This window comes from uncultured Methanobrevibacter sp. (assembly GCF_902769175.1).
GTDB lineage: Archaea > Methanobacteriota > Methanobacteria > Methanobacteriales > Methanobacteriaceae > Methanobrevibacter.
The window spans coordinates 18079-32105 of the sequence record NZ_CACXNW010000003.1 but is presented as its reverse complement, the minus strand read 5'-3'; the positions used below and the strand labels follow the sequence as shown (position 1 = coordinate 32105).

Annotated in this window: 13 protein-coding genes and 1 pseudogene; 4 read left to right on the top strand and 10 right to left on the bottom strand. The window is 31.0% G+C overall.

Annotated features, from left to right (window positions below; translation table 11 throughout):
* Window positions 1–91 precede the first annotated feature (91 nt).
* The 6 genes and pseudogenes from QZV12_RS01340 to QZV12_RS01310 form a co-directional block, all read right to left on the bottom strand.
* Window positions 92–895 carry a hypothetical protein gene (locus QZV12_RS01340; protein ID WP_295616014.1) on the bottom strand — a complete coding sequence of 268 codons (804 nt, stop codon included), beginning with the start codon at window positions 893–895 and terminating at the stop codon, window positions 92–94.
* A 50-nt stretch (window positions 896–945) separates the two neighbouring features.
* Complete coding sequence (locus QZV12_RS01335) at window positions 946–1410, bottom strand: hypothetical protein (RefSeq protein ID WP_295616011.1); 465 nt, start codon at window positions 1408–1410, stop codon at window positions 946–948.
* A 327-nt stretch (window positions 1411–1737) separates the two neighbouring features.
* Window positions 1738–3192 carry a sodium-dependent transporter gene (locus QZV12_RS01330; protein WP_295616008.1) on the bottom strand — a complete coding sequence of 485 codons (1455 nt, stop codon included), beginning with the start codon at window positions 3190–3192 and terminating at the stop codon, window positions 1738–1740.
* Window positions 3193–3501: 309 nt separating this feature from the next.
* Window positions 3502–4997: pseudogene (locus tag QZV12_RS01325) on the bottom strand (sodium-dependent transporter).
* Window positions 4998–5298: 301 nt separating this feature from the next.
* Entirely contained in the window at window positions 5299–5493 is a 195-nt protein-coding gene (locus tag QZV12_RS01315) for a hypothetical protein (RefSeq protein WP_295615999.1), read from the bottom strand.
* Window positions 5490–6770, bottom strand: a complete 1281-nt coding sequence (locus QZV12_RS01310) for an MFS transporter (protein WP_295615996.1) — start codon at window positions 6768–6770, stop codon at window positions 5490–5492. Before QZV12_RS01310 ends, QZV12_RS01315 begins: the two co-directional genes overlap by 4 nt.
* An 829-nt stretch (window positions 6771–7599) precedes the next feature.
* On the opposite strand from QZV12_RS01310, the gene QZV12_RS01305 reads away from it, so the two are divergent.
* The gene (locus QZV12_RS01305) at window positions 7600–7959 is read left to right on the top strand and encodes a protease inhibitor I42 family protein (protein ID WP_295615993.1); all 360 of its coding nucleotides are present in this window, start codon (window positions 7600–7602) and stop codon (window positions 7957–7959) included.
* A 314-nt stretch (window positions 7960–8273) separates the two neighbouring features.
* Here QZV12_RS01305 and QZV12_RS01300 read toward each other — a convergent pair whose 3' ends face one another.
* The 4 genes from QZV12_RS01300 to QZV12_RS01285 all read right to left on the bottom strand — a co-directional run bounded on the left by QZV12_RS01300 (window position 8274) and on the right by QZV12_RS01285 (window position 12129).
* Window positions 8274–9614: an MATE family efflux transporter gene (locus QZV12_RS01300; RefSeq protein ID WP_295616342.1), complete on the bottom strand. Its 1341-nt coding sequence runs from the start codon at window positions 9612–9614 to the stop codon at window positions 8274–8276.
* An 82-nt stretch (window positions 9615–9696) separates the two neighbouring features.
* Window positions 9697–10143: a MarR family winged helix-turn-helix transcriptional regulator gene (locus QZV12_RS01295; protein ID WP_295615991.1), complete on the bottom strand. Its 447-nt coding sequence runs from the start codon at window positions 10141–10143 to the stop codon at window positions 9697–9699.
* A gap of 217 nt (window positions 10144–10360) precedes the next feature.
* On the bottom strand, window positions 10361–10657 hold the full coding sequence (locus tag QZV12_RS01290; protein WP_295615988.1) for a hypothetical protein: 297 nt from the start codon (window positions 10655–10657) through the stop codon (window positions 10361–10363).
* A complete protein-coding gene (locus QZV12_RS01285) occupies window positions 10633–12129 on the bottom strand; it encodes an MATE family efflux transporter (RefSeq protein ID WP_295615985.1) in 1497 nt (498 codons plus the stop codon). The genes QZV12_RS01290 and QZV12_RS01285 overlap by 25 nt, the downstream gene beginning before the upstream one ends.
* Window positions 12130–12627: 498 nt before the next feature.
* Here QZV12_RS01285 and QZV12_RS01280 point away from each other — a divergent pair, with 498 nt between their 5' ends.
* Genes QZV12_RS01280 through QZV12_RS01270 form a run of 3 tightly spaced genes read left to right on the top strand, consistent with a single transcriptional unit; the run spans window position 12628 to window position 14003 of the window.
* Window positions 12628–13158, top strand: coding sequence for a hypothetical protein (locus QZV12_RS01280; protein WP_295615982.1), 531 nt, complete (start codon window positions 12628–12630; stop codon window positions 13156–13158).
* Between the two features lie 53 nt (window positions 13159–13211).
* Window positions 13212–13829, top strand: a complete 618-nt coding sequence (locus QZV12_RS01275; protein WP_295615979.1) for an AMP-binding protein — start codon at window positions 13212–13214, stop codon at window positions 13827–13829.
* 39 nt (window positions 13830–13868) lie between these two features.
* Complete coding sequence (locus tag QZV12_RS01270; RefSeq protein WP_295615976.1) at window positions 13869–14003, top strand: hypothetical protein; 135 nt, start codon at window positions 13869–13871, stop codon at window positions 14001–14003.
* Window positions 14004–14027 lie beyond the last annotated feature (24 nt).

Sequence of the window (14027 nt, the reverse complement as noted above, 5' to 3'; positions counted from 1 at the left end):
GCTTAAGTAGAAATAGCATGAGTCATATAAGTACTTATTTCTAATAAGGGAACGGGCATTAAAGGTTATTTTACCTTTTTTATTGGTCTTTTTAAGGGTTAATTGTGGTTTTGCTTGATTCTGAATAAGGTTTTATCTTGAATCTTATTTTCGCTCCTCTAACTGCTTTTTTAGTCTTTTTATTAATTATTTTAACATAGAAATAATGGTTTTTCTTATTTGTTATGGTATATTTGTAGTTGCTGATAACAAGATTGACTATGTTCATTTTAGCAGTTAAATAATCGCAACGTAGCAATATCTTATTTTTTGCACTGTTTTTGCTTAAAACACAATTCTTAACATTTATTATTCCGTCAAAACTGTATTCCTCAAAATCGATTATATTTGGAGTCACATCAATAACTGATCCAGTGCTTGCATAATTTTTATAGAATTTGCAGTTTATGCAATTGAGATTTCTTGTAAGACCTATTGCTCCTCCTTTTGTTGTTGCTCTATTTTGACTGAATTTGCAATTGAAGATATATGATTTTTTGAAGTCTGTCAATACAGCTCCTCCAGAGTTATAGGTAACTTCACGTCCATTTGCGCGATTTTCCTTATAGATTTTATTCTTATAGAAGACTGAATTGTTTATGTACATTATGTCCTTGTTGATGTCATCATCATCTTCACAGCAGATGGCTCCTCCGCTTTTTGCAGTGTTTAAGTTAAATCTTGTTCTTGTAATCTTTATGTTTGCTCCAGAGTAGATTGCACCACCGCTTTTTCCAGTATTGTTTCTGAATATGCACTTGTGGATTTTTGTGGAATATACCTTTGCATTATTGCTTTCGACATAGATTGCTCCACCCTTATTTGCTTTACCATTGATTAGGTTCAAGTCTTCCAAAAGGACTCCTTTGGATTTTATGTAAAATATTCTAGAAAGCCCTTTGGCATTTAATGTGGCTTTTCCACCAATTCCCTTATGGTTATTGCCTTATTGATTACAATTTGTTTTCCTGTTCCAGCATAGCTTCCGCTAAGCTTGATTGTTGATCCTGGTGCTGCATTATCAATCAGTTCTTGAATGTATTCGAAACTTTTTTTGTTTGTTTGGATAGTGTTTGTACTAGCGTTTCCACCAGTGTTTGCAGTTTCTCCCTCATTTCCATCACTTGCAGGTTCTGTATCTGCATTGGATTGGGAATCTGAATCTGAGCCAATCAATTCATTGTTTCCGCTTTGAAAATCTGTGTTTATGTTTAAGTCAATACTTTCATCTATGCTTTGATCTATTGGATTCATGCTTAGATCATCATTCAGCATATTCTCAGATGCCATATCCTCAGATGCAGATGCCGCCCCAAGACTAATTATGAAGATGAAAAATATTGAAAATAAGAATAGTTTTTTATTTTTCATAGTTTTCCCTCAGATAATCTTTACTCATTTAACTATATTTTCTTATTTATAAAAATTAATGTATTAATTTTACTATTTAAGATTTTTATGAAAATGTTGTAAAATGGGTTTTAGCTTAAAATAAAATAACTCATTTATTATTTTGTTGAAAAAAATTTAAAATCATCTTGGATTTATTTTTAGTTTAATTCTTTTTTCTAAAAATAGTTTTAAGTTGAATATGTATTGTAAAAATGGTTTTAAGTTTTATTCTTTATTGTAAAATTAGTTTTGAGTTGAATTTGTATTATAAAAGTTATTTAAAGTTGAAAAAAAAAAATAAAATTTTTAGTTAAAGTCTATCTTTGTAAAGACATAGCTTGTAACTAAAATGGAAATGGCTATACTGCTATAAACAATAATTTCAAACTGATTGATGTTTAAAAGCAGGTCATACACTCCGCTAAACCACATAATGAATAGGAAAACTGGCAATATATATTTTAGGATAACTATCCACCATTTTCCCACTTTAACTCTGTTGTTTTCATTTAATATTGGAATCAATCCTTCAATATCGTAGAACCATGTAAACATGACGCTTTGAAGAGCAATCATAAGAAGGATACAAAACTCTGTTATAAATCCATCTACCTTTCCAACTATATAACTGCTGATTCCTGATGTAAACAATACTGATATTAGGCATCCTATTATAGACAATACAGTAACTGTCTTTTTACGAGACCAATTCAATTTCATTCTAGTTGAATTTATCATTGGTTCAAATACTGCAACGGCTGAAGTTATTCCTGCAAAGAGAATTGCTAAGAATAATAATGGAGCAATTATATGTCCAATAGGTCCCATAACATTAAAGATTCTTGGGAAAACTACAAATACTAGCCCTGTACCTTCACTGATTAATTCAATCATAGGTGTTCCAGAGGAATATGACATGTAACCAAGAATTGAAAAAACTCCAAATGCAGTGCAGACTTCAAATGCACAATTTGCAAAGACAACAATCAAAACATTGTCTGTCAATTTGGATCCTTGAGGCAAATAGCTTGCATATGTTAGTGAAATGGATTCTCCCATACTTAAAGAGAAGATTATTTGTGAAAATGCAGCAAGCCAAATGTTTATGTTCCAAAGCATATTCCAGTCAGGCTTCAGCAATGTTTCTATACCTATATACGCTCCTGGAAGGGTCAATGCATAGATGATGATGATGATGAATGTCATCAATACAAAAAGCAATGGGATGAGGATTTTAGACGCCTTTCCTATTCCTTCATTCAAGTCCTTATGTGAAATATACCATACGCTAAACCATACAATAACCATGGAAATGGTTGTAGGGAGAAGAAATGTTGTCATATTTGATAGATTTGAGCTACCTCCAACAACATTTACAAAATAGAGTGAAGCATCGCTTCCCCAATTGAAATTTATGCTTGATCCGAGGTAAACCAAATCCCAGCTAACAATAACCAGATAATAGATCACCACAAAATAGATTACCAAAACCAATGCCCAAGACAGATACTCTAATTTTGGATGGATTCCCTTTAGAATATTTGAATATGAGTCTTTGTGCTTAAATCCAATGCCATATTCCAATATGAGAAATGGGATTCCCATGATTAGGATTGCCACTATATATGGGATGAAGAATGTGCCTCCACCATTTGAATAGACAACATAACTGTATCTCCAAATATTGCCTAATCCAACTGCGGCACCAATCATAGATAAAAGAAAGACTATTCGTGAGTTCCATTGGTTTTTATGATTCATATGTATTGCACCAGATAATATTTTTTCTTAAAAAACTATTAATAAATTTGTTTCAAATAGTGTTTTACTTTAAAAAACTATTAATAATTTGTTTCAAATAGTGTTTTACTTTAAAAAACACACTAATATTTTTATTTAATGGTTTATTTTTCTTGAATTGGTTTTATTTATCCTATTTAAAAATAAGTTTAGTATTTGGTTATCTTTTTTTAAAAAAGTTAAAAAAAATAGTTTTTTAGGTTAATAAATTAACCTAAAACATTCATGGATTCTTTGATTGAGAAATCAAAATCCATTGAGGATTTTCTTTTAACATCTTTTCTCTTCAATTTCCCAATCTGGGTTTTTCGCAGGAAGGCGAGTTAATATGACTGTTGTTAATATCAGTATCGCCAATGTAATAGCCATCATTATTAGTGCACTTGGGGTTTCGTTGTGGAATAAGTCCATTAAACCACCTATCCAGACAATTGATAGGAATATCGGCAAGATGTATTTAACAGTAATCAACCATTTTCGCCCTACTTTGATTGTTTTACTGTGGGCATTCAGTAGATAAGTCAGTTTTTCAGCCTTATATATCCAAGCAAATACGATACATTCAATAATGACACTGAAAACTATTGCTCCCTGATTGATGATTGTGTCTACAGCATCCAAGAGCAATTCACCATATGCAGTTACATATAGCATGGACAATATTGCTCCAACAACACATAAGATGGTCATTGTCTTTTTACGGGTTAATCCGAACTTATCCTGAATTGAAGATGATAAAGGTTCAATTGTGGATAAAATACTGGTAATTCCTGCAATGTAAACTGCAATGAAAAACATTGGACCTAATATGCTAGCCCAACTGCCTAATGCATTAAATGCGGTAGGATAAACTACAAATATCAATCCTGCTCCTTGGGTTACCAATTGCTCTACTGGAGTGCCTGTTTGAAGTGACATATAGCCAAGAATTGAAAATACTCCTAAAGCAGAGAAATTTTCAAAGAGAACATTTGCAAAGGCAACAGTAAATGTATTTGTAACTAAGTCAGTATTGTCTTGTGTATAACTGGCATAAGTAAATGCAATGGACATTCCTAAACTTAAGGAGAATACTATTTGACCAAATGCTCCTAGCCAAATGCCAAAGTTAGATAGTGATTCCCATTCTGGACTGAACAATTCCTGCAATCCAATCCCTGCTCCTGGGAGCATAAGAGAGCTTGCAACTACAATAACCATAATGACAAAGAGCAATGGCACTAAAACCTTGGATACCTTACCTAAACCTGACCCAAGGTCACGGTGAGAAATGGACCAAATCATTCCCCAGCCAATAAGCATGGCAAGGGCAATTAATGGAATAAATGTCAGCAAGCCCATAGGAGATTCTGAAACTTGTAAAAGTGAACCATTAAAGAAAGCATTTGGATTTGATCCCCATCCTTTAAAAAAGCTTAAAAGTATGTAAATACCGTCCCAACCGAGAATGGCAGAATAGTAAATCATGATAATGAATACGGCTACTGGCAATAACCATCCAAGATATTCGCATTTGGAATGTATTGTCTTAATTGCTTTTGCAAATGATGAACTGAAATGGTATCCTACACCATATTCCAAGATTAAAAATGGAAGACCTAAAGCAAAATGGCGACTAGATAAGGGATATAGAATGCTCCACCTCCATTATAGTACAAAACATACAGATATCTCCAAATATTTCCAAGACCGACAGCTGAACCAATCATAGCCAAGATAAATGACATGTTGCTGCCCCATTGATTTTTATTACCATTAGACATAATTCACACTAAACCTTATTTTTTTCAGAGTCGCAAAATTTATTAATTTTATTTAACCTAAATTAAGTTAACTATTTCTTTATATTTATTTGATATTAAATATATGTTTTTTGCAAAAATTGTTTTTTCTAGTTCAATATTAACTTAATAATAATCAAATTATATATTTTAATTAGCATAGAATGCTTGATTTTTAAATTGAGTTTTTATTTAGCATAGAGAGGTTGATTTTTAAATTAATTTTTTATTGGTTTGCTTTCATGGTTGCTATATGTTTCTGTTTTTTGTTTTTTTAGTGTGTGGGTTATTGGTTTGCTTTCATGGTTGCTATCTGTTCGTCTCGGCTTTTCAATCTTAAAGTGAATAGGAATGCAATGAATGAAACCACTGCTGCTAATAATAAACTAAGATTATAACCTAAAATGCCTGAAAATGATGCAATTACTCCTCCAATAAGGGCTCCTCCTATCAATTGCCCTGCACTTGATAGCATATTCACAATTGCCTGGCCTGGCCCTCTTTCATATGGTTTTGCTTCGTTGATAACACTAACACCCAAGACAAACTCAAGGATGTTGGCCCTCTTTCATATGGTTTTGCTTCAGTAAGTACGATATATCTTAAAGGAGCTCCAATGAGGGTGATAAGCCCTATTCCAATTAAAAGGCCTGCTATAAGGAAGAGTATAAAGTTGCTAGGATATATTGCAATTGCAATCAAGCCAATGGTTAGCAATATGGTTCCAACCATCATGATTTTACGTGATCCTACATAATCCAATATCTTTCCAAGTATTGGTGCTCCAATTGCATTGGCTCCTAAAATTGGAATCAGCATTAAACTTGCAAGCTGGTCGTTTAAGCCCATTGAAAGGATAACTAATGATGGGATGAATATTGCTGAGGAGTATACTATTCCATAAGATAAAGTTTCAATACATGCAATACGTATTTCCCTATTTTTAAGTATATGTATTGCTACAAGAGATTCTTCTGCTCTTTTTTCCACTTTAAAGAAAATTGGGATTAAAATGATGAATATTATTAAAAATGGAAGCACTTTCATAGAGAATAGGCTATTTATGAAATTGCTTGAGTCTATTTGATTCAACCCGTAGGATAGGAATATGGAAATAAGGCTTAATGTAATGATTCCCAAGTAATCGATTTTCAGTTTTCTTTCATTCTCCACTTCTGGAAGGATATGCCATGCGAATATTATGATGAAAATTGCAATTAGAATGTTTATTGTAAAGCACCAATTCCATCCATAGGGTATTAAAGCTGCTCCAATCAATGGTCCTCCGATTGCAGATATTCCAAAGACGCTTCCAAGAATTCCTAACGCTTTTCCACGCTCTTCCAATGGAAATTCATCACCGATGAATGCTGCACCTACAGGGAATATTCCTCCACAGCCAAATCCCTGTATGATTCTGCCTAAAAATATTGATTCTATGTTCATGGAAAATGCAATTAGGCAGGAGCCTATTCCAAACAGTATCACATCTAATATAAAGATCTTTCTTCTTCCATAAAAGTCTGAAAACTTAGCCATAACTGGAGATCCAATCATAAATGCCATTACAAAAAGTGTAAATATCCAGCTTGATTCTCTACTTGTCAGATGTAAGGTTTGCTCAATTGAAGGAAGGACAGGACCTATAATTCCAGTATCCAATGATCCCATAAAAACTCCTATTAAAAATAGAACAAGTATTAAGTTACGTGTTTTCGTATCTAAAGTTTTTTTATGCATGGCATTATCATTTGTCATATTTTCATCCCGCTTTTCATCTTTTTTGTCTTAACATTTATTCTAAAGATATTTGAATAGATAGTTTAGTTGTTTAATATTATATTATAATTATTTTAATTTATTTTTTTATTTATTATTCGAGTTTTTCATTTAATTTTTGTTTAATATTATGGTATATATGTTATCTTAAATTATTCTTTTATTTATTATTTGAGTGATTCATTTAATTTTTGTTTAAAATTATATTGTTTTTCATATTTTTTATTTGAACGATTTAAGTAAATTTTTATTTAATATTATATTATTTTCATATTTTTTAGTTTTTTTTTAAATATTCATTTAAAATTTTTAGTTATTATTAAATAATTTATAATTATTTCTTTAAATTTTTTACCAATATGGTTTTTTAGCTTGTGGAATTCAAGATGATGTCATGTCTTGTAAGTTATTTTAGATTTAGTCATTCCTAAAATTTTTATGAAAAAACAATTGATTATTGGAGGGTGTATTTTCTAAAAAAAGTTTCGGGGTGGCAAAATTTTAAAAGTCTTATAGTTTGAATTTTTTTTGAATATATCTTCTTTTAGGTTGGCCTAAATCCTATTTGTTTCCTTATTTTAAATCCTTTAAATCACTAATACTCTATTTTTCATTTGATTTGATTAATATAAACGTTAAATTGTTCTTTTTTTATGAAAGTAAGCACTTGCATGCGATAAACTTTATATATTATCAAAATAAACTATGATTAACATATTAAAAAATTATCACATGAAATCACTTCCAATTTAGGTGATTGAATATGTTAATACTTTAATATGTTTGATAACTATGGAGGTAAAAAAAAATGAAATTACAACTCAATAAAATAGCTGTAGTATTAGTACTATTTTCATTATTTGTAGGTTTAAGTTGTGTTGCAGCTGCAGAGATTGACGCAAGTCAAATTGGACCAAACAACAACGTAATAAAAATGTCAGCAAAATATAACGCAGGAACCGGTTATCACTGGGAAGTTGCTCCAGAAACTCACGGTGTAACTCTCATGACCAAAAAATATGTTCAAGATCACCTAAATACCTGTGGTTCTTCCGGAACTGTTTACTTCTCTTTCCTCAAACAAAGTGAAGACGCTTATGTAAAAATTAATTACATCAGCCCATCTGGTGAAATCGTCAAATCTCTCGATTCTGACATGTTAAATTAAATAAATTTACGTGGAATGTTTTAATTCCCTAAATTTTCTTTCTTTTTTTTTATTTTTTTTTTAAATAATTTTTATCTTGTTTTATTTTATTAACTAATTTTTAAGATTTTCACGCTTTATCTATTTTTATTGGATTTTTTTTGAGATTTTATTCTTGTTTTATTTTATTGGCTAATTTTTAAGATTTTTATGTTTTATCTATTTTTATTGGATTTTTTTTTGAGATTTTATTCTTTTTTCTTGTTGTATTTAATTAACTAATTTTAAAGATTTCATACTTTGCTAAAACAGTAATCAATTAAATATAAGCAGAACTAATTGCCGAATTCTTCTCTTACTTTCTTGATGGTGAATCTTGCAAAGAGGAAGTTTAGAATACTTGCTAAGGCTCTTCCTAAGAAGAGTCCAGTCCAAATACCAACAAGTCCCCATCCTAATACTATTCCAAGGGTGTATGTAGCAGTGACTGTAAAGATGACCTCTCTGATGATTGTCCACATTAAGCTTATTGTTCCCTTTCCAATTCCTTGATATAGGAAGCTTGAAGTCATTCCTGCTCCAGTTAATGGAAGACATAAGCAAGCTATTTGCAGGAATCTAGTAATTTCAGGAACTAATGGTGCAGTTTCAGGAGTATACGCAAATATGGTTGAAAGCTGAGGTGCAAATCCTACAAGGATTATTGTAACTGCTGTTCCAAAGGCTATTCCAAATTTAACCCCATAAAGGTGAGTTCTTGAAAGGTAATCTCCATTTCTTGCTCCATATGCGCTTCCACTTACTGCAGCTACTGCAGTACCGATTGATGTAAGAGGCATAATTGCAAATAGGTATAGCCTTTGACCTGATGTAAATGCAGCTATTCCATATTCTCCACCGATTGTAGATATGAATATCAAGTATAAGCTAACTGCAAAGGACATCATAAACATATCCATTGAAGCAGGAATACCTACCTTTAGAATGTCTTTAGCTATTTCTGGATTGAATTTAAAGTTTTTTAAATCCACTTGAACCCAAGTGTCCTTTTTAATAAGAATCCAGTATAGGATTACTGTAGCAGATCCGACTGAGCTTACAATGGTTGCAAGGGAAGCTCCTGCTGAACCAAGTCCAAGTGTGTAAATGAATAGAGGGTCAAGTATTGCATTCAATAAAACAGAAACGATAACAGCATACATAGCTCTTTTCATATCTCCTTCTCCCCTAAGGATTCCGCTTCCACCATTTGCAAATATGAATGTGAATAATCCTAAAAATAGAGGTGTACCATATTTTATACCTTCTGCTAAGGACTGGCCACTTGCTCCATAGGTTCTAAGCAAAGGCTCTTGGACAAAAATCAATACTGCTGTAAGGATTATTGAAGCAATCAAGAATATTAAAAGGGAATGTGCTGCAGACTGGTTTGCCCCATCGTGGTTTTTTGCTCCTACAAAACGACTGATGCTGCTTGTAGCACCGCTTCCAAGACCTACGCTTACACCATTCAATATCATAAATATAGGTGTTACAAATCCCATACCTGCTATTGCAGCTTGTCCAAGTCCTGCTACAAATATTCCATCGATGATGTTGTATGATGCTGTTAAAAGCATTGAAATCATAATTGGTATAGCAAGCTTTTTAACAGCTATTTCTGGTGCTCCTCTCATTAATTCCACATTTTTATTGCCATTTTAATCCCTGTTTGTAAGTGTTATGAATAATTTTTATTCTGAAATATATGTTGATACTTTATTCTTCAAGTATTTCCTCTGTTTTTCTAGCTATTTCCCTTAGCTGATTTTTTGCATTTTCATCTAATTTGTCTATTCCAACTTGCTCTTCCCATTCCTTTAAATCATTTTCTAATAGGATAGCTAGTATTTCTCCCTTTTCTGTTGTTTTCAATATGTATTTCCTTCTATTGTTTTCATCAATGATCCGTTCAACATATTCCTGGTCTTCCAATTTTCTTAAAGCTTTAGCTATTGTTCCCTTGCTTTGACCAAAAAGTGTTGCCAAATCATCTTGAGATAGGTTTTTTCTATTATATATTGCCATTAAATATTGGCCTTCATGAACCATATCTATGCGGTTTGGGTTTTTCTGAGCATATCTTAATTTATTTCTGGATATGTGATGAATTAGTGCTATAAAAGGCATTGAATCAAATTTATCTAATTGTGAATAGTCTTTCATATTATCACATTTTGTTTTTTTAATGTTTCTTGAGAAACTGTTTATAAATGAACGATACTTTAGTCTATTAGATTTTATGATTTTTGTCATTTATAAATGTTTCCTAAGAAACAGTTTATTGATAAACAATATTGTGGCGTTTTTTGTTTTATTGTGTTTGGTGTTTGTTTGTAATTAAAATATTTTTATTGTGGTGTTTTTTTTTGTTTTATTGTGTTTAGTGTTTGATTGTAATTAAAACATTATTTAATTCCAGTATTTGGGAATAGTCAATATTGTCAGCAATTTCCAATAAATCTTTCATTTTAGAAAGGTCCATTGAATTTATGATTCTATTCAACTCTTCATCTTCCCTATTTTTTAAGTTTTCATATTCTAATGGGTTGCATGGGATTCCTGAATATTTTATTGAAATTAATACTTTGTCCTCTTTGTTTCTAATGAGGATATCGATTAAATCCACTTCTTCGTTCAATTCAATAATGTGACTTAGCATCTCTTCATTGCTAAGCAAACTTTCATTCCAGATTCTGATTCATGCAAATGATCTTTAATTTCTTCACTCAGTTTTGAAACATCCTCTTCTGTTCCTTTTAACATAAATTCCCATACTTCTCCCTCATCACTGCTTTTATTTAGGAAAAAGCCAGAATATTCATGATTGGATTTTTTAGTATAATATTTTGAATAGATATAAATAAACAGCACAGTTAAAGATTCAGCAACTGTAAATCCAATCCATATTCCTTTGATTCCCCATAAATACCCAAAAAGATAGGTAATGATTATAGGAAGAATCAGACCTTCCAAAAGTGAAATCAGATTTGCCAATTTATTATATTGGACTGATTGTGCATAAAAGATATATAAATAGCATATTGCATAACTTACAAAGCATAATGAAAATAATCTGACAGACTCCACTACCATTGGAATCTCTGCAGGACTATTTAAAATGAATATGGTTAATATGGTTTCTGGATATGCAATAAACAGCAATGAGAAAAAGATTCCAAGGGCAATGACAATTTTCAATGATTTATGTGTCACATAATCTACCCCATTAAAGTCTTCTTCTTTATAATATACAGAAACAATAGGTAAAATTGACTGTGTAACGGCGAGAAGGAATATCAATACTAAAAACAATACATTATAACAAATATTCATTGCAGCCAATCCCATTTCTCCTGCAATTGTTAATATTAAGGCATTTACAAATAAAAATTTGATGGATGCGTATAATTGGGTTGATGCAATGGATATTCCAGTTTTACAGATTTCTACAAAATAACCAAGCATTGATGACAATTTTACTTTTATAAGTTTCAATGACTTTTTAGGACTTATGAAATAGTAGGATATGATTATTGCAGATACTATATATCCAGTAGTGGTAGCTAATCCTGCACCTGCAATGCTAAGATCAAGATAGTTCATAAAGACAATATCGCAGGTTATGTTTACAATATTGCATAATAAATATGCCCAAAATTGCAGTTTAATAAATCCAAATGATTTAATGAAATATGCTGTTACAATCATATAACAAAAAAAGGGCACTCCTATTAAATATGCGCTAATATATTGATTAACTAAAGGTCTTAATTGAACTGAATTGCATAGTATTTGAGCAATGGAATCTGGGAATAATAATGAAAGCCCTACTATGGTTAATGACAGTGCCACTACACTAAGAAGAGAAACTGTAAACAATGCATTGCCTTTTTCATCATCAAATTCCGCTTTGGCAATGGAACATAAAATGCTGCCTCCCATTCCAATCATCCAATAGATGACTGTGAAAAATAATGCAAATGGTTCCACACACTGGATGACAGAGAGATAATTTGGACCTAAAATTAAGCTGATTAGAATCGCATCAATTAGTATGGCAAAATTTCCTGCCACTACAACTCCCATTGTTGGAAAAAACAATTCCTTAAATTTCCTATTGATTAAATCGTAGTTTCTTTCATAAGCCATGTTTTTAACTCGAAAATTCTTGTTAATGTAAATTCAATAAGTTCTATCAATAGTTCTGTTTGTTTAAATTAATAAATTATTATAAAAAGCAATATTTACACGATTGCTTTATGATGGGTATGAACAATTTTTATAATGAATTTAGGAGATTTTTATAAGGGATATGTGATTTTTATATTAGATGTGGGTGATTTTTAGCTGGATATGGACAATTTTTATAAAATTAGATATTAATATATTATATAAAATTAAAAATTTATATAAAGTAAGAATTAGCATTTCTTAATAACTTTATATTTTTCTCCTTATTTTTTTAAATAAGGTATAAAAAATCATTCGTTCTTGATAAAACAATTATTTTTATTTATGATAAATAAATTAGTTGTTAGAAATAAATGGTTTTTTTAAGAGATATAATCTGAATCTTTGCAGAATTTTTATATTATGTCCTATTCGTAAAATGCTCTTTAAAATTTATTTTTAGTGAAGTGATGAAAAATGTTTGATATTGAAGAAGTGGGGGTATTATTAAGTGATGTAGGGGAAAATTCTCCTTCTTTCAGTTTCATTGATTTGGATTTGAACAGTGAAACCTTTAATGAAAATAAAGATATCCTATTCATAAGTGCTTTTGCATATACATTATCCAGATTTGTCTGCAGTGACAAGGTATTGTTTGATATTATTGATGAAAATTCAGATCCTCTCCCCTTGTTTGTTAATTGCGAAAACCAAAAGGTGTCTGCTTTTATTGATAGTGTAAAGGAATCTATTGATTATTATGATCAAAATAGGGTTGATGAATCATCAAACATTGTTTTTAACTTAATGTCCGAAGAAATAGAATCATATGATTTTAATGCAAATATCCTCCAAAAGGATAAAGATTATGTTTTGAAGCTTAGTTCCTCAGAAAAATATTCTCAAAATACCATTAATCGTTTTTTATATTCATTTAAATCAATATTGCATGATATTTTAAATGTTGATGTATTAAAAGATATGATTATACCAGTATTTCTGATTTAAAGCAATTAGACTCTTATAATCAAACGGAACATCCTTTAAAATATGCTGACATATTGGATTCATTCAATGATAATCTTAAAAAATATCCCAAAAATAAGCTTGTATCCTTTAAAGATAGAAATTACAGTTATTCTCAAGGGGCTTTCATTGCAGATAAAATAGCTAAAATGCTAAATGACCAAGGCATTGGAGTACAGGACTCTGTTGCTTTTTTAACTGAAAGGTCAGAGTGGTATGTGTTTAACATTTTAAGTATTTTATCTGTAGGTGCCATTTATGTCCCTCTTGACTTTAATCTCCCTGATGAACGTATAGAATTCATATTGGAAGATACTGGTTCTAAAGTGCTTATTGTCACTGATGAAACTTATGAACGTGCTAAGAATTTATCTGGCAAAGCCATTATCTTAAATGCTTCAGATATTCTTAAAGAGAATATTGGGGAAGCTTCTCATTTGAATTCAATCTGTGGCAATGTTGCTTGTGTATTATATACTAGCGGTACAACTGGCACTCCTAAAGGAATAAACATCACTAGAAAATCCATTCTAAATGTTTGTGATTGGTATGTTGACAAATATGGTCTAAATAATGGTGACGTATATGGATTATTCTCTTCCATTGGCTTTGATGTAGCCAGTTTCAATATTAATGTGGCTTTATATTCCTGAGCTTGTCTTTCTGTTGTTCCTGATGATTATAAAACAGATATGCTGAGATTAAATGAATATTTCATAAACCAATCTGTAACACATACATGGATCACTACACAAGTAGCCAAATTATTTATGCAAAGCAATGATTCCACTTCCCTTGATGTTTTAATGGTTGGCGGTGAAAAGTAGGAGACTTTGAAAGTCCTAAAGGTT